The 19531-nt window shown below is 71.0% G+C and carries 1 protein-coding gene; it reads right to left on the bottom strand.

The window, feature by feature from the left end; genetic code table 11:
* Positions 1–61: 61 nt before the first annotated feature.
* On the bottom strand, positions 62–19195 hold the full coding sequence (locus AS97_RS09575) for a non-ribosomal peptide synthase/polyketide synthase (protein ID WP_210564698.1): 19134 nt from the start codon (positions 19193–19195) through the stop codon (positions 62–64).
* Positions 19196–19531 lie beyond the last annotated feature (336 nt).

Here is a 19531-nt window from a genome sequence, read left to right on the forward strand (position 1 = left end):
TCCTGTCGATGACCCTGCGGCAGATCGGCACCCGTGAAAGGGAATCCACCCTGAAAAGTGGCTAATCAGTCTCAGCCAGGCCCAGCTCGTTCGCCACGATGTCCCAGATCCGCCGCACGGCTTCAGGGTTCAGCAGCAACTCGCGGTGCGGGCAGTCGAGCGTGTGCTCCAGCACCTCTCCGGAGACCAGGGGGCGCCACAGGTCCGCCTTCGCGTCCGAGTCACCGGAGATCAACAGCAGGTCGCCGGCTGTCTTCCGCGTCTGGTGTGCCAGCAGGATCTTCGTGTTGTTGCGCACGATCCGGACGTACGCCTCGTGCTCCTCACCGGTGAGCGCCTCGGCCACCGTGTCCTCCTGTTCGGCGAAGTCCGCCCGCACCTCGGCGGTAGGGCGGCCGTCCACCGGGCTCGAATCCAGCACGACCAAGGCCGCCACCTCTTCACCGGCCTCCTCCAGCTGAGCGGCCATCTCCTGGACCACATGACCGCCGAAAGACCAGCCGAGCAGGTGGTACGGGCCGCTGGCCTGCACGGTACGGATCTGCGCGACGTAGTCGGCGGCCATGTGTGACAGGGAATCAGGCAGTTCGGCCGAGTCCGTGTCCAGTCCCCGCGGCCGCAGGGCATAGAACGGATAGCGCTCCGGCGCACAGTCGGCCAGCCAGCCGTATTCCCAGCCGAGCCCCATGATGGCGTGGGCGCAGAAGAACGGCGCGTGGTCGCCGGTTGACCGCATGGGCACCAGCACATCCGTGGTCTTCTGCTCGCCACTCTCGGCGATCCGGGCAAGGAGGCCGGCCACGGTCGGCGCCTCGAACACCGCCCGCATCGGCACCTCCATGCCAAGGACGGCCCGGATCCGGTTGACCAGCCGCACCGCCATCAGCGAGTGCCCGCCCAGCTCGAAGAAGCTCTCCTCGGCCCCGACGGACGACACCCCGAGCACCTGCTCGAAGATCGAGCAGAGCAGTTGCTCCCGCAGCGTGACCGGGCCCCGCCCGCCCCGTCCGGTGCCGGCCGAGTAGTCCGGTGCGGGTAGCGCGGCCCGGTCCAGCTTGCCGTTCGCCGTCAACGGCAACCGCTCCAGCGCCACCACCGCCGACGGCACCATGGACTCCGGCAACTGGCTCGCCGCGAACTGCCGTACCACGGGCACCAGTTGCCCTCCGGCGTCATCGACTCCGGCATCACCACCTCCCCCGTCGCCAGCTCCGGGGTCCGGAACGACATACGCCACCAAGCGCGGGTCACCGGGGGTGTCCTCACGAGCGACGACCGCCGCCTGCGCCACCTGCTCGTGTCCGGCCAGCACAGCCTCGATCTCACCCGGCTCGATCCGGACACCCCGAATCTTCACCTGGTCATCCACGCGGCCGACGAACTCCAAGCGGCCCGCGGCGTCCCACCGCACCATGTCTCCGGTCCGGTACATCAGCTCACCCGTCGGCCCGAACGGACAGGCCACGAACCGCTCAGCCGTCAGTGCCGGACGCCCCAGATACCCCCGGGCCAACCCGGCGCCGGCCACGTACAACTCACCCGCCACGCCCGGCGGCACAGGCCGGAGCCCTCCATCGAGCACATACGCCCGGATGTTCCAGATGGGCCGCCCGATCGGCACCGTCCCGCCGTCCCGCTCCGGATCGCACCGCCATGAGGTGACGGCGACCGAGGCTTCGGTGGGGCCGTAGAGGTTGTGCAACGGCACCGCCAGCATCTCCTGGAAGCGGTCGCGCACCGGTGCCGGGAGCGCCTCCCCGATGCATATGACCGTCCGCAGACTGGTGCACTTCTCCACGGCGGCGTCTTCCAGGAACGCCCGCAGCACGGAGGGGACGAACTGAATGACCGTCACCCGCTCCCGGTTGATCAGCTCGATGAGGTACGCGGGATCCCGGTGCCCACCCGGTCGGGCCATCACCATCCCGGCACCGTTCAGCAGCGGCCAGAACAGTTCCCATACCGAGGCGTCGAACCCGAACGACGCCTTCTGTACGATCCGGTCCTCCGCGCGCAGCTGGAACTCTGCCTGCATCCAGGCCAGTTGGTTGACCACCCCGTGGTGCGGAACGGTCACACCCTTCGGGGTGCCGGTGGACCCGGAGGTGTACATCACATAGGCCGGATGACCGGGCAGCAGCGGCCGTCCCCGGTCGGTGTCGGTGACCGCCCGGGCGTCCGCCGCGGCCACGGCCGCCCGCACCGCCGGATCGTCCAGCCTGATCCACTCCGCCGCGGACCGCGCCAACCGGGGCTGACCGGAGTGGCGTTCGAGCAGGTGGGCGGTGACCTCGCCGGTGCTCACCACGACCTCGGGGGAGGCGTCGGCGAGCACCTGGTCGATGCGCTGGAGCGGCTGGCCGGGGTCGATGGACAGATAGGCGCCGCCGGTCTTGATGACGGCCAGGAGTGCGACGACCTGTTCCACCGAGCGGTCGAGGACCACGCCGACCACGGTTTCCGGCCCCGCCCCATGGGCGATCAGGTACCGGGCGAGCCTATTGGTCCGTGCTTCCAGCTCGGCGTAGGAGACCCGCTCGTCCTCGGAGACCAGCGCGAGGACGTCGGGGGCGCGATCGGCCTGCCGGCGGAACAGTTCGGCGAGGGTCGCATCCGGCACCGGGCGGGCGGTGTCGTTCCACTCCACGAGCATCCGCCGCCGCTCCGCGCCATCGAGCAGGTCGATGCGGTGGACCGGCAGGGTGGGGTCCGCGGTGACCGCCTCCAGGACCCGCACCAGCCGGGCCGCCAGCGTCTCCACGGTGGACTGGTCGAACAGCTCGGCCGCGAACACGATCCCGCCGTCCAGGCCGACCGGCGCCCCCGCTTCGTCACACCGCTCGTGGACCTCGATGTCCAGGTCGAACCTGGCCGACAGCAGCCCGGCGGGTTTCTCGGCCACCCGCACACCGGACAGCCGCGGCACCGCCGGACGGTTGTTCTGCACGGCGAGCAGGACCTGGAACAGCGGGGGCCTGGCCATCGAACGCGCGGGGGCGAGTTCCTCCACCAGCCGCTCAAAGGGAACGTCCTGGTGCTCGAACGCCTCCAGACTGGCCGCACGCACCCTGTCGAGCAACTCCACGAAGTCCGGGTCACCTGACAGATCGGTGCGCAGCACGAGGGTGTTCGCGAAGAACCCGACCAGGTTGTCCAGGGCCTGATCCAGCCGCCCGGCCACCGGGCTGCCGATCACGATGTCCCGCCCGGCGCCGCTCTTCGACAACAGCACCGCGACCGCCGCATGGAGCAGCATGAACATCGTCACCCCCTGACCGCGCGCCAGCTCGGTCAGCCGTGCGTACACCTCCGCCGGTATCCGCAGCGGCACCCATCCGGCGCGGCGGCCGGCCACCGCCGGCCGCGGCCGGTCCACCGGGAGGGCGAGTTCCTGGGGCGCTCCCCTGAGCCGGGCCTTCCAGTAGGCCACCTGCCGGGCAAGCACGCTCTCCGGGTCGTCCATATCGCCCAGCAACGCCCGCTGCCACAGCGTGTAGTCGACGTACTGCACCGGCAGCGGCTCCCAATCCGGCGTACGCCCCGCACACCGTGCCGCGTACGCCTCCGACAGATCCCGCCACAGCGGACCCATCGACCACCCGTCACCCACGATGTGGTGGAGGACCACCGAAAGCACCCATTCTTCGTCGTCGGGCGACTCACCCTGGGTCAGACGGAACAGGTCCGCCCTGAGCGGCAGTTCGGCGGCGAGGTCGAAGGCATGGGCGGCGAGCCGGCCGAGGCGCTCCTCCAGCTCCGCGGCCTCGACGGCAGTGACCGGCATCTCGATGGCCACCTCTTCGACGGGCTGGACGCGCTGGGTCGGCCGATCGCCCACCAGGGGAAAGGTGGTCCGCAGGCTCTCGTGCCGGGCCACGACATCGTCGAGGGCCGCCCGCAGGGCCGTGGTGTCCAGATGCCCGGACAGCCGCAGCCGCAGGCAGATGTTGTACATGTGGTTGGGCCCCTCGAGCCGGTCCAGGAACCACAGCCGGCTCTGCGCGTAGGACACCGGCAGCTCGCGCGGACGCGGCATGGCCACCACCGTCGGCCGCGCCGGGCCACCGGGTTGCGCCAGCCTCCGAGCGAGACCGGCCGGAGTCGGCGCCTCGAACACGGTTCGCACGGAGATCTCCGCCCCGAAGACCGCCCGGATGCGGCTGACCAGTCGCACCGCCAGCAGGGAATGCCCACCCAGGACGAAGAAGTCGTCCTCGACCCCCATCCGCGACAGCCCCAGTACCTGCGCGAACACCGAGCACATAAGCTCCTCGCGGGCGGTGGCCGGCGTCCGTCCCGCACCGGCGCCGGAGGCGTGGTCCGGCTCCGGGAGCGCGGCACGGTCGACCTTGCCGTTCACCGTCAGCGGCAGGCGCTCCAGCACCACCAGCGCCGACGGCACCATGTGCGACGGCAGCCGGGCCGCCAGGGACTCCCGTATCGCGTCTGCCACCGCGGGCCCGCCCGGCTTCCCGGCGGATGGGGCGTCGGTCCGGGGCACCACATAGCCGTTCAGGCGCTTGCCACCCGGGGTGGCCTCGCGGACGACGACCACCGCCTGGGCGACCAGCTCGTGCGCGGCCAGCACCGCCTCCACCTCGGCCGGTTCGACGCGGAAGCCGCTGATCTTCACCTGGTCGTCCGTACGGCCCACGAACTCCAACCGCCCGGCACGGGCCCAGCGCACCAGGTCACCCGTCCGGTACATCCGCGCACCAGCTCCCTCGAAGGGGCAGGCAACGAACCGCTCACCGGTCTGCCCCGGACGGTTCAGATACCCCCGGGCCAGCCCCGCGCCGGCCAGATACAGTTCTCCCGCCACTCCCACTGGCACCGGAGCCAGCCGCTCGTCCAGCACATACGCCCGGGTGTCGGCCAGCGGGCGTCCGATGGGGATGTCGCCCCCGTCGCCGGTGTCGGCCTCGGTGACCGGGTGGGTGTGGGTGTAGGTGGTGCTCTCCGTGGGGCCGTACCCGTTGATGAGCCGGGTGTCCGGCAGAGCCTCGAGGAGGGTCCGGCACTGTGGTACCGAGAGCACGTCCCCGCCCGTGAGGAGGGTGCGGACGCCTCGCAGCGCCTCGACGTCGATGTCCACCACCTGGTGCAACAGGCCCGTGGGCAGCACGGCGACGGTGACCTGATGGTCGGTCAAGAAGTGCCGGAGGCCGGCCACGGACAGCGTCCCGGCGGGGCCGACAGCGAGTGTCGCCCCGTTGAGCAGGGCGATCCACATCTCGAAGGTGGTGCAGTCGAACGACACCGAGGCGAGGTGCGCCACGACAGCGCCGGGACGTACATCGGCGTACTCGGCCGGACGCACGAGGCGGTCGATTCCCCGGTGGGTGACCGTGACTCCCTTGGGGGTGCCGGTGGAGCCCGAGGTGTAGATGACATAGGCGGCCTGGTCAGGACGCGGCGGTGCGGGACGGTCCAGCCGGGTGAGCGGGCCGTCGTCCTGGCCGGCCACCGCCGCCCGCACGGCCGGATCGTCCAGCGTGATCCGGTCCGGGCCCGCCTCCGGGTCGAGGGGGCCCGAGCCGGGCTGGTCGAGTCGGCCGGCGAAGGACGCGGTGGTGACCAGGGCGACCGGCGCCGCGTCGGCCACCATGAGACCGATGCGACCGGCGGGGTACGACGGGTCGATCGGCAGATAGGCGCCGCCGGCCTTCAGCACCGCCAGCAGCACGGCGATCCTCTGGGGCGAACGGTCCATCACCACCGCGACCACGGACTCGGGACGTACCCCGTGGTCGATCAGATACCGGGCGAGGCGGTTGGATTCCGCGTCGAGCTGCGCGTACGTCATCCGCTCGTCGCCGCGGACCAGCGCGACGGCCTCGGGGGTACGCGCGGCCCACGTGCCGAACAGCTCGGGCACGGTGGCGGCGGGCTCCGGGCGTGCTGTGTCGTTCCACTCGGTCAGGATTCGCCGCCGCTCGTCGTCGTCGAGCAGATCGATTCCGTGCAGGGACCGGTGGGGGTCGGCCGCGGCCGTGCGCAGGATGTGGACCAGCCGGGTGGCGAGCGTCTCGGCCGTGGCCCGGTCGAAGAGATCGCAGGCGTAGGTGATCCCGCCGTCCACACCGGCCGGCCGGCCCTGGTCGTCGAAGCGCTCTTCGACCTGGAAGTCGAGGTCGAACTTGGCCATGGAGACTTCGGAGGGCCGGGCCTCGATGTCCAGGTCCGGCAGGTCGATCATCGCCTGGGGAACGTTCTGCACCGCCAGCATGACCTGGAACAGCGGGTGCCTGGCCAGCGAGCGGACCGGGGCCAGCTCCTCCACCAGCCGCTCGAACGGCACCTCCTGGTGCTCCAGCGCACCCAGCGCCCTCTGCCGCACCCGTCCCAACAGTTCGGCGAAGCTCGGGTCACCGGACAGGTCGGTGCGCACCACCAGCGTGTTCACGAAGAACCCGATCAGGTCCTCCACGGCCTGGTCGTTCCGCCCTGCGACCGGGCTGCCGATCGGGATGTCCTCCCCCGCGCCCAGCTTCGACAGCAGCACCGCCAGGGCGGCCTGCCACACCATGAACATCGTCACACCCTGCCGGGCCGCCAGCTCCGCCAACTCGGCGTGCAGGTCGGCCCGCAGGGTCAGGGGCACCCAGCCACCGCGGCGACTGGCCACCGCGGGCCGCCGCCGGTCCACCGGAAGCTCCAACTCCGTCGGCGCACCCCGCAGCTCGGCCTTCCAATAAGCCACCTGGCCGGCCAGCACACTGTCCGGATCCTCCGGATCGCCCAGCATCCCCCGCTGCCACAGCGCGTAGTCCGCGTAACTCACCGGCAGCGGCTCCCAGCCCGGCGCACGCCCCGCGCACCGCGCCGCGTAGGCGGCCGACAGGTCCCGTAGCAGCGACCCCATGGACCAGCCGTCGGCCGCTATGTGGTGCACAACCAGCACCAGCACAAAGTCGCCCGTGACCACCGACCCGGCATCGGGTGTCGGCCGACTGGTGCCCGAGGTGAACAGCGTGGCGCGCAGGGGCGGCTCGCTCGCGAGGTCGAAGGCGTGCGAGCACGCCCGGTCGATCCGCGCTTCCAGCTCGTCGGTGGCGACCGGGACCACCGGCAGGTCGACGCCCGCCTCGGCGACGGACAAGATCTCCTGGTACGGCTCCCCCTCCGCCTCCGGAAAGCGGGTCCGCAGACTCTCGTGCCGCGCCACCACATCGCCCAGCGCCGCCCGCAACGCCGAGCTGTCCAACCGTCCCGACAACCGCAGCACCAGCGGAATGTTGTACAAGGCGCTCGCGCCCTCGAGCCGCTCCACGAACCACAACCGCCGCTGGGCATAGGAGAGCGGCAGCACCCGCGGACGCGGCCCGGCCACCACCGCCGACCGCGCGGGCACACCACCGCCCTGCTCCAGCCGCGCCGCCAGACCGGCCACAGTCGGCGCCTCGAACACCGCCGGGACCGGGACCTCCAGACCCATGACCGCCCGGATCCGGCTGACCAACCGCACGGCCAGCAGCGAATGCCCGCCCAACGCGAAGAAGTCGTCCTCCACGGTGACCCGCGGCAGGCCGAGCACCTGGGCGAACACCGAGCACAAAAGCTCCTCGTACACGGTGGCCGGTCGCCTGGCCGGTCCCGTGCCAGTGCCGGACGCGTGGTGCGGCGCGGGCAGCGCGGCCCGGTCGACCTTGCCGTTCACCGTCAGCGGCAGCCGGTCCAGCACCACCACCGCCGACGGCACCATGTACTCCGGCAGCCGACTCGCCATGAAGTCCCCCGCCACCGTGACGAGCCCGGTGTCCGCCGCGTCGTGGGTGGGCACGACGTAGGCGGCGAGGTACTTGTCACCGGGGGTGTCCTCGCGGGCGATGACGACCGCTTGGGCCACCCGCTCGTGGTGGGCCAGCACCGCCTCGACCTCACCCGGTTCGACGCGGAAGCCACGGATCTTCACCTGGTCGTCCGCCCGGCTCACGAACTCCAGCTGACCGGCGCGGTTCCAGCGCACCACGTCACCGGTCCGGTACATGCGCGCGCCGCCGCCTTCGAACAGGCAGGCCACGAACCGCTCACCGGTCAGCCCCGGACGGTTCAGATACCCCCGGGCCAGCCCCGCGCCGGCGATGTACAGCTCACCGGCCACCCCCGCCGGCACGGGGTTGAGGAATTCGTCGAGCACGTACATCCGCGTGTCGTCCAGCGGATACCCGACCGGCACGACATCCCCGATCGCCTTGGGATCCTGGATCGGGATCTGGGTACCGATGACGGTCACCTCGGTCGGACCGTAGGTGTTGCGGACCGTGATCGAGGGCACGGCCTCCAGCACCTGCCGTACCGCCGCGGCTGGGACCACGTCCGCGCCGGTGAACACCTCGCGCAGCCCGGCGAACGCGGTGGGGTCCTCCTCGGCGATCACCCGGAACAGGCCCGCGGTCAGCTGGACGTGGGTCAGCTCGTGGTCGCTGACCAGCGACCTGAGCAGCGCCGCGTCGATCCGGCCCCGGGGGGCGACGACCACCTGTCCGCCGGTCAACAGCGGTACCCACAGCTCAAGGGTGGAGCCGTCGAAGGTGTGCGGCGCGGCGAACAGGCCCCGGGCCTGTCCAGGGAAGTGCCAGCAGCGGTCACCGGCCAGTTCCACCACGTCCCGGTGGGTGGTCGCGATGCCCTTGGGCTCACCCGTCGATCCGGAGGTGAACATCACGTAGGCCAACTGGTCGGGCAGGACCCGCACCGGTACGGCCGAGTCCGGCGCGTCGGCCCACGCGGCCGCCGCCTCGGCCGCGCCGGCCACGACCACCGTGCCGACGTGCTCCCGCACGGCCGGCGCGTACACCTGGTCGACCAGGCACACATCCACGTCGGCCTGGAGCAGCACCTGCCCGATGCGCTGGGGCGGCTGGCCGGGATCGACGGGCACATACGCGCCACCGGCCTTCATCACCGCCAGCAAAGCGGTCACGAGGTCGATCGACCGGTCCATGACCACGCCGACGAGGGACTCAGGGGCCACTCCACGGTCCATCAGATGCCGGGCGAGACGATTGGACCGGGCCTCCAGTTCACCGTACGAGACCCGCTCCTCGCCAGACGCCAAGGCAATGGCCTCAGGGGCGCGGCTGGCGTGCGCGGTGAACAACGCCGGCACCGTGACGTCGGCCGGGCGGCGGTCGCCGTTCCATTCCGTCAGCAGTTGCCGTCGCTCGGCGGAATCCAGCAGGTCCAGGCGGCTGACGGGACGGGCAGGGTCGGCGGTGACGGTCTTCAGGAGGCGGATCAGCCGGGTGACCAGCGTCTCAGCCGTGACCTGGTCGAACAGGTCGGTGGCGTACGTGAGTCCGCCGAGCAGGCCGTCGGGCCGCCCTTGTTCGTCAAACCGCTCGACGACTTGGAAGTCGAGGTCGAGCTTGGCCATGGTGGCTCCGCCCGGGCGGGCCTCGACGTCCAGACCCGGCAGGTCGATCGTCGCCTCGGGAACGTTCTGCACCGTCATGGTGACCTGGAACAGCGGGTGCCTGGCCATCGAACGGGCCGGGGCCAGCTCCTCCACCAGCCGCTCGAACGGCACCTCCTGGTGCTCCAGCGCACCCAGCGCCCTCTGCCGCACCCGTCCCAACAGCTCGGCGAAGCTCGGGTCACCGGACAGGTCGGTGCGCACCACCAGCATGTTCATGAACAGTCCGACCAGCTCCTCCACCGCCTGGTCGGTCCGTCCGGCGACCGCGCTGCCGATCGGGATGTCCTTCCCCGCACCCAGCTTGGACAGCAGCACCGCCAGGGCGGCCTGCCACACCATGAACATCGTCACGCCCTCGGCACGGGCCAGCTCCGCCAGATCGGCGTGGAGTTCCGGCGGAGCGTCGATCACCGCCCAGCCGCCCCGGTGACTGGCCACCGCGGGGCGCCGCCGGTCCACCGGAAGCTCCAACTCCGTCGGCGCGCCCCGCAGCTCGGCCCTCCAATAAGCCACCTGGCCGGCCAGCACACTGTCCGGATCCTCCGGATCGCCCAGCATCCCCCGCTGCCACAGCGCGTAGTCCGCGTAACTCACCGGCAGCGGCTCCCAGCCCGGCGCACGCCCCGCGCACCGCGCCGCGTACGCCACCGACAGATCCCGCCACAGCAGCCCCATCGACCACCCGTCGCCCGCGATGTGGTGCACAACCAGCACCAGCACCGACTCACCCGTCACCACCGTCCCGGCATCAGCCGGCGACGGGCCGACGGCAGAGGTGAACAGCGTGGCGCGCAGGGGGAGCTCGCTCACGAGGTCGAAGACGTGGCAAGCCGATTGCTCGATCTCCGCTTCCAGCTCGTCGGCGGCGACCGGGACCACCGGCAGGTCCACACCGGCCTCGGCGACGGACAAGATCTCCTGGTACGGCTCCCCCTCCACCTCCGGAAAGCGGGTCCGCAGACTCTCGTGCCGCGCCACCACATCGCCCAGCGCCGCCCGCAACGCCGCCACATCCAGCCGCCCGGACAATCGCAGCACCAGCGGAACGTTGTACAGCGCGCTCGCGCCCTCGAGCCGGTCCACGAACCACAACCGCCGCTGGGCATAGGAGAGCGGCAGCACCCGCGGACGCGGCCCGGCCACCACCGCCGACCGCGCGGGCACACCACCGGCCTGCTCCAGCCGCGCCGCCAGACCGGCCACAGTCGGCGCCTCGAAAAGGGCGCGGACGGGCAGTTCGACTCCCAGCACGGTGCGGATCCGGCTGGCCAGCCGCACCGCCTGCAGCGAATGTCCGCCCAGTTCGAAGAAACTGTCGTCGACCCCGACCTGCGGCACGCCCAGCACCTGGGCGAAGACCGCGCACAGAAGCTCCTCGCGCACCGTGGCCGGTCGCCTTCCCGGTCCCGTGCCGGATCGGGATTCAGGGGCGGGCAGGGCGGTGGGGGCGGATTCCGCCTGCTCTTCCGCCGACGCCACGAGCTCCAACTGACCGGCGCGGTCCCACCGCACCACGTCACCGGTGCGGTACATCCGTGCACCGGGTTCCTCAAACGGGCAGGCCACGATCTGCTCGGCGACCGGACCCGGACGGTGCCGCTCCCCGCGGGCCGGCCCGGCACCCGCTACATACAGCTCACCGGCCACCCCCGGCGGCACCGGTTCGAGAAAGGCGTCCAGGACGTAGACACGCGTGTGGGCCGACGGATACGCGATCGATACGCGCCCCCCATCGGGTACCGACGTCGCGGCGTCGTTCCACTCTGTATTCCACTCTGTCAGGATCCGCCGCCGCTCCGCGGCATCCAGCAGGTCGATCCCGCGGATGGGCCGACGGGGATCACCGACGACCGCCCGCAGGACCCGGATCAGCCGGGTGCCGAGCATGTCCACCGTGGCCTGGTCGAACAGATCGGTGGCATAGGTGATGCCGCCGCCCAGACCGGCCGGCAGACCCCGTGCGTCGAAACGCTCGATGACCTCCAGGTCCAGGTCGAACTTGGCACCCTGTGCCCCGGACGGCATGACGCCGACCTCAACCCCGGGCAGGTCCAGCGCCACGTCCGGGACGTTGTGCAGCGTCAGGGCGACCTGGAACAACGGGTGCCTGGCCATCGAACGGGCCGGGGCCAGCTCCTCCACCAGCCGCTCGAACGGCACCTCCTGGTGCTCCAGCGCACCCAGCGCCCTCTGCCGCACCCGCCCCAGCACCTCGGCGAAAGTCGGGTCACCGGACAGGTCGGTGCGTACCACCAGCGTGTTCACGAAGAACCCGGCCAGCTCTTCCAGGGCCTGATCGTTGCGCCCGGCTACCGGACTGCCGATGAGGATGTCCTCCCCCGCGCCCAGCCTGGACAGCAGCACCGCCACCGCGGCCTGCCACACCATGAACATCGTCACACCCTCGGCACGGACCAGCTCCGCCAGCTCCGTATGCAGTTCCGCGGGCACCTGGAAGGTGGCCAGCCCACCCCGGTGGCCGGCCTCCGCGGGCCGCGGTCGGTCCACCGGCAAGGCCAGTTCCTCCGGCGCCCCGGCCAGCGCCTCCCGCCAGTACGCCAGCTGGCCGACCAGCACGCTGTCCGGATCGTCCGCCTCACCCAGCAACTTCCGCTGCCACAGCGTGTAGTCCGCGTAACTCACCGGCAGCGGCTCCCAGCCCGGCCCGCGCCCCGCGCACCGCGCCGCGTACGCCACCGACAGATCCCGCCACAGCAGCCCCATCGACCACCCGTCGGCCGCGATGTGGTGCACGACCAGCACCAGCACCGACTCACCCGTCACCACCAGGTCATCCTCTGGCGGCGACTGGTCCGAGTCGAGCGCGAACAGGGTGGCGCGCACGGGCAGTTCGGCCGTCAGGTCGAAGGCATGGGAGGACGCCCGGTCGATCCGCGCCCGCAGTTCGTCAGCGGCAGCGACCGGGATCAGGGGCAGGTCGACACTCGCCTCGGCGGCAGGCACGATCTCCTGATACGGCTCCCCCTCGACCTCCGGAAAGCGCGTCCGCAGACTCTCGTGCCGCGCCACCACATCGCCCAGCGCCGCCCGCAACGCCGCCACATCCAGCCGCCCGGACAGCCGCAGCACCAGCGGAACGTTGTACAGCGCGCTCGCGCCTTCGAGACGCTCCAGGAACCACAACCGGCGCTGTGCGTACGACAGCGGCAACACCGACGGACGTGGTCCGGCCACCACCGCGGGCCGCGCCGCATCGCCACCGGCCTGCTCCAGCCGCGCCGCCAGACCGGCCACGGTCGGCGTCTCGAACAGCGCCCGCACCGGCACCTCCGCACCGAAGACCGCGCGGATCCTGCTGACCAGCCGCACCGCGAGCAGGGAATGCCCGCCGAGGGAGAAGAAGTCGTCCTCGGCCCCGACCCGGGACAGGCCCAGCACCTGCGCGAAGAGCGAGCACAGGAGTTCCTCACGCATGGTGGCGGGCCGCCGTCCCGCGTCGGAGGCGTAGTCCGGCACCGGGAGGGCGGCCCGGTCGAGCTTGCCGTTCACCATCAGTGGCAGCCGCTCCAGCACCACGATCGCGGACGGCACCATGTACTCCGGCAGCCTGCCTGCCAGGTGCCCGCGTACCTCCGACTCCAGCCCTTCGCCGGCGGCCGTGCCAGGGGCACCAGTGGGGACGAGGTAGGCCGTCAGACGCTTGTCACCGGGGGTGTCCTCACGGACGATGACCACAGCCTGCGCCACCCGCTCGTGCCCGGCCAGCACGGCCTCGATCTCACCCGGCTCGATCCGGAAGCCGCGGATCTTCACCTGGTCGTCGGCGCGGCCGACGTAAAGGAGCTGACCGTCAGCGGTCCAGCGCACCTTGTCGCCGGTGCGGTACATCCGCCCTCCTTGCCCGCCATCGGGCTCGGGACGCCCCCCGGCCGCCGGGCCGGGCGATGGGGCCGCCCCGCGGAACGGATCGGCCACGAACCGCTCGGCGGTGAGCCCTGGGCGGTTCAGGTAACCCCGGGCGACACCGGCGCCGGAGACGTAGAGGTCGCCCACCACCCCCACCGGCACGGGCGCGAGGTGTTCATCGAGGACATAGACGCTGGTATTGGGGAGCGGCCGGCCGATGCACGGCGGGTCACCGGGGCGCAGCGGGCCCGCGGAGGCCGCGATCACGGTGATCTCGGTCGGTCCGTACGCGTTGCCGAACCAGCGGCCGGCGCCCCACCGGTCGACGAGTTCGGAGCCCAGTGCCTCACCCGCGACCAGCAACGTCCGTACGGACGCGAGTTCGGCCTCGGTCTCGACCATGCCGAGGACCGTGGGCGGGATTTGCATGTGCGTGACGGCGTGCCGGGCCACCACACCGGCCAGTCCGGCTCCGGGCAGCAGTTGCTCGGCCGGCGCCACCACCAGGCATGCCCCCGCGGCGAACGCCATCATGATCTCCCAGGTCGCGACGTCGAAGCCGATCGACGCGAACTGCAGCAATCGGCTGTCGGAGTCCAGGTCCGGCCAGCGGTCGGCCATGAGGTTCACGGCGTTCGCGTGCTCCACCACGACACCCTTGGGCGTCCCGGTGGAACCGGAGGTGTAGATCACATAGGCGGCGTGGTCCGGACGCAGGGGGGCGATCCGGTCGGCCTGGGTGAGTGCGCGCGGGTCCTGGTCGGCCGCCGTCGCCCGGACCACCGGGTCGTCCAGCGTGATCCACTGCGGGCCGGTCTCCGGTCCGCGCCCGTCCGGGTGGGGCTCACGCAGTCGGCCGCCGATCGCCGTGGTGGTGAGCACGGCGACCGGGGTGGCGTCGGCACATATGAAGGCGACGCGCTCGGCGGGCTGGCCAGGGTCGATGGGAAGGTAGGCGCCACCGGCCTTCACCACCGCCAGCAGCGCCGTGATCAGGTCGGGCGAGCGGTCCATCACCACCGCGACCAGGGACTCCGGCCCCACTCCGCGCGTGATCAGATACCGGGCGAGGCGGTTGGCACGTGCCTCCAGCTCGGCGTAGGACAGCCGCACGTCTTCGTAGGCCAGCGCATCGGCGTCGGGGGTGCGGGTGGCCTGGGCGGTGAACATGTCCGCCAGGGTGGTGACGGGCACCGGGCGGGCGGTGTCGTTCCACTCCGTCAGAATCCGCCGCCGCTCGGCCGCGGAGAGGACATCGATGTGCTCGAGTGGGGTGTCCGGACGCTGTTCCAGAGCGCTGACCAGGTTTTCGGTGGTGGTGTGCAGCAGGCGGTTGATCAGGTCCGGGTCGATCGCCGAGGCCGCCTGTACCACGAAGGCGAACTCGTAGCCGCTGTCGTCCACGGACACGACCAGGGGATAGTTGGTCCGGTCCCAGGAGCCGAGAATCTCCGTCCCGTGTGGCTTGGGCGCCACCCAGTCGCCGCTGAAGAAGTGGCGGTAGTTCAGCAGAGCGGTGAACAGCGGTGCCGGGGCGCGGACGCCACTGGCACGCTGGGCGACAGCCAGTGAGGCGTGTTCGTGCACGATCAGGTCGGCCAGCTGAGTCTGCATCGAGCGCATGGCGTCACGCACACTGATGCCATTGCCGGTGTGCGCGCGCACCGGCAGCGTATTGATGAACAGCCCCGGGACACGGTCGGCCCCCGCTCCGGCGTTCATCCGTCCGAACAGCACGGTGCCGAACACCACGTCATCGCGGGCGGACACCGATGCCAGGACGCGGGCCCACACGGTATGGAACACCGTCGCGGGGCTCACCCCCAGCAGGCTGGCCTGCTGCCGCAACCGCACCGCCAGCCGCCCGTCCACCGGCAGCCGGGCCTCCCTGACAGCCGTACCGTCCCCATGCACGTCCACCAGCCCGAACGGAGCCGTCGGCTCGGCCACGTCTCCCAGCAGCTCCGCGAAGTACCGCTCGTGCTCAGCCGGAGGTACTCCCATCCGTGCCTGCGCCACGAACGTGCGGAACGGCAAGGGCACCGGCAGTTGATCCCCCCGCCCGTCCAGGACCGCCTGCACCTCGTCCAGCACCACGTCCAGGGCGGTGTGATCCTGCACGAGATGATGGAACTGCAACACCCCACGCCAGCGTTGACCGTCCGGTTGGGCCGCGACACACACCCGCAGCAAAGGGCGCCGGTCGATATCCATCGCCGAACCGCTCGCGTCCAGCAGCTCCTGGACCGTGTCGAAGGCCGCGCCGTCCAGGGTGATTTCCCGAACGGGGAGCCGGGCCTCGCGAAGCACCACCTGGACCGGCTCCCGCAAGCCTTCCCACAGGAACACCGTCCGGAAGGTGTCATGCCGATCCACGACCGTCTGGAAAGCGTCCAAGTACCGGTCCAGACGGGCCCGGGAGTCGAACTCCAACACGATGGACACGACGTATGCGTCGTTGCCGCTGTCCCGCATGAGGTGATGGAAGAAGATGCCTTCCTGCAAGGGCGCCAGCGGATACACGTCCGCCACGTTCGCCGCCCCGCCTGGGACCTGCTCGACGAGCCGTTCCATCTCCTCGCCGGTCAGATCGACGAGCGGCAGCATGTCCGGCGTGATCGCCTCCGCCCCCACCGGAATCATGTTCGGCGGGACCACGACCTCGGACTGACCGGCCACCACGGCCAGACTGGCCACCGTCGGTGCGGTGAACAACGCCTGCACGTCAACGGTCAGATCTCGCTGCCGCAGCCGCTCGACCAACGACACCGCGAGCAGCGAGTGCCCACCCAACTCGAAGAAGTTGTCATCGATGCCCACCTGCGGCAGCCCGAGGACCTCGGCGAACTCCTCGCACAGGATCTCCTCCCGCGGTGTCCGCGGCCCGTGCGCCGACACGGACACCTCAGGCGCCGGCAGCGCCTTCCGGTCCAGCTTCCCGTTCACCGTCAACGGCAAGCCGTCCAGCACCACCACCGCGGACGGCACCATGTACTCGGGCAGGCATCCGCTCGCGTACGTACGCAACGCACCGGCGAGTGCGTTCGTGTCGTCCGAGCCCCTCGCCGGAACCACGTACGCCACCAGACGCCTGTCATCAGGCTGATCCTCGCGGACCACCACCGCGGCCTGCCCCACCCGCTCGTGCCCGGCAAGCACCGCCTCGACCTCACCCGGTTCGATCCGGAACCCCCGGACCTTGACCTGGTCATCCGCCCGTCCCAGGAACTCCAGCCGCCCGCCGCTGGTCCAGCGCGCCACGTCCCCGGTCCGGTACATTCGCCCCCCGGCGCCCTCGAACGGGCAGGCCGCGAACCGCTCGGCGGTCAGGCCCGGACGGTGCAGGTAACCCCGTGCCAGCCCGGCGCCGGCCACGTACAGCTCGCCCGCCACGCCGACCGGCACCGGATTGAGGAAGTCGTCGAGGACGTAGACCCGAGTGTTGTCCAGCGGGTAGCCGATGAGACTGCCCATGTGTTCGTCGTCCACCATGGCCGCGTCGAGTCGGAGGTGGCTGACATGCACGGTGGTCTCGGTGATGCCGTACATGTTCACCAGCATCGGCGTCTCACCCCGGTGCCGGGCGTACCACTCCCGCAGCCGACGGAGATCAAGCGCCTCACCGCCGAACACCACCAGCCGCAGCGCCAGTTCGGCGCCCACCTCGGCCTGCTGCCCGTCGGCCTGCACGAGCTGGTAGAACGCCGAGGGAGTCTGGCTGAGCACCGTCACCCGCTCCCGTGCCAGCAGGCGCAGGAACTCCCCGGGAGAGCGCGAGGTCTCAAACGGAACCACCACCAGGCGCCCGCCGTGCAGCAACGCACCCCACAGCTCCCACACCGAGAAATCAAACGCGAAGGAATGGAACCAGGTCCACACGTCCCCGCTGACGAAGCCGAACCGCTCCCCCGCCCCCTGCAAAAGGGCTGCCACATTCGCATGCGCGACAGAAACACCTTTGGGAGCACCGGTCGATCCAGAGGTATAGATCACATAGGCCGGGTGTTCGGGCCGGAGTGGGGCGCTTCGGTCGGCCTGGACCAGGGTGTATGTGTCCTGCCCGGCCACCGCGGCCCGCACCACCGGATCGTCCAGCACGACCCACTGCGCCACGGACAGTCCGGCAGGTGGCCCTGACCAGCCCAGGCGGCCGGAAACCGCGGCAGTCGTCAGCAAAGCGACCGGGGCCGCGTCCGCCACCATCGAGGTGATGCGCTCGGACGGATATTCCGGGTCGACCGGCAGATACGCGCCACCCGCCTTCATCACCGCCAGTAGCGCCGTGACCAGCTCGGGCGAGCGATCCATGACCACCGCCACCAGCGACTCCGGGCCCACACCCCTGGCGATCAGGTACCGGGCCAACCGGTTCGACTCCGCCTCCAGTTCCGCGTACGAGACCCGTTCCTTGCCCGATACCACCGCCACGGCCTCAGGCGTGCGCGCAGCCTGCGCGCTGAACAGCTCCGGCACCGTCGCGGGCGTCACCGGGCGCGCGGTGTCATTCCACTCGACCAGCGTCCGCCGGCGTTCGTCGGCGTCCACCACCTCGACACGGTCCAGCCCGATTCCGGGGTCGGCGACCACCGTGCGAAGGACCCGGACGAGGCGGGTGACAATGCCTTCGGCGGTGGCCCGGTCGAACAGAGCGGCGGCATAGATGAGCACGGCGTCCATACCGGCCGGCCGGCCCTGGCTGTCGAATCGTTCCACCACCTGGAAGTCCAGGTCGAACTTGGCCAGGGGCATCTCGCTCGGCCGGGTCTGGACCACCAGGCCCGGCAGGTCCACCGTCCCCTCGGGGGTGTTGTGGAGTGTGACGTTGACCTGGAACAGCGGATGGCGGCCCACCGAGCGGACCGGGGCCAGCTCCTCCACCAGCCGCTCGAACGGCACCTCCTGGTGCTCCAGTGCGCCCAGAGCAGACCGCCGCACCCGCCCCAGCACCTCGGCGAAGGTCGGGGCACCGGACAGGTCGGTGCGCACCACCAGCGTATTCACGAAGAACCCGACCAGATCCTCCAGGGCCTGATCGGTCCGCCCGGCGACCGGGCTGCCGATCGGGACGTCCTCCCCCGCGCCCAGCTTGGACAGCAGCACCGCCACCGCGGCCTGCCACACCATGAACATCGTCACATCCTGCCGAGCCGCCAGCTCCGCCAACTCGGCGTGCAGTTCGGCAGGCAGGTCGAGCCGCACCAGTCCGCCGTCGTGATCGGCTGTCGCGGGACGCGACCGGTCCAGCGGCAGGGCCAGCTCCTCCGGTGCCCCGGCCAGGGCCCGCTGCCAGTACGTGAGCTGCCTGGCCAGCGCACTGTCCGGGTCGTGTGCTTCACCCAGCAACTCCCGCTGCCACAGGCTGTAGTCGGCGTACTGCACCGGCAACGGCTCCCAGCCCGGCGCACGCCCGGCGCACCGCGCCGCGTACGCCTCTGAAAGGTCCCGCCACAGCGGGGCCACCGACCACCCGTCGGCGGCGATGTGGTGCACCACGAGCACCAGCACACACTCACCGGTCACCACCGAGTCGCGGTCCACCGGCGGCTGCCCGGACACCGGCGTGAGCAGTGTGGCCCGCAGCGGGATGTCGGCCGCCAGGTCGAAAACGTCCATGGACGCGCGGACGACAGCGGATTCCAGCTCGTCGGCAGGGGTGGGAACCACGGCCAGGTCGACGCCCGCCTCGTCCGGGGGAAGGATCTCCTGATACGGCTCCCCGTCCAGCTGCGGGAACCGCGTGCGCAGACTCTCGTGCCGGACCAGGACATCGTCCAGCGCGGCCCGGAGCGCCACGACGTCCAGCCGTCCGGACATCCGCAGCACCAGCGGGATGTTGTAGACCGCGGTCGGGCCTTCCAGCTGGTCCAGGAACCACATCTGACGCTGCGCATACGACGCAGGGATCACAAGAACTCCTTACGGGCGGGCGCATCCGACGAAGGAAGGAGAACGACCGTGACGGGCCTTCAGGCAGTCGTGATCCCGACGGCAGCCAGGGATCCGGGCGCCGACCAAACCGTGCGTCCACTCCAACGGGTGCGATGTTCCAAGGACGCGCCTGTTCACGCCATCGGTAGGAGCCACAGTTACGGCTCGCCCCCGCGGTTCCCCTGTCGTTCCGTCAGCCGAGTCCGTCACGGGCGGCGCTCGTGCCCACTCTCGCGGAGGGCACGCGGAAGAGTTCTCAGCAGGAAGCCCGGGGCCCGCTGCGGAATGCCTCGACGATGCCCCGCCGGTGTCCGG

Origin of the sequence: Streptomyces sp. AgN23 (assembly GCF_001598115.1) — a bacterium.
Classification (GTDB): domain Bacteria; phylum Actinomycetota; class Actinomycetes; order Streptomycetales; family Streptomycetaceae; genus Streptomyces; species Streptomyces antimycoticus.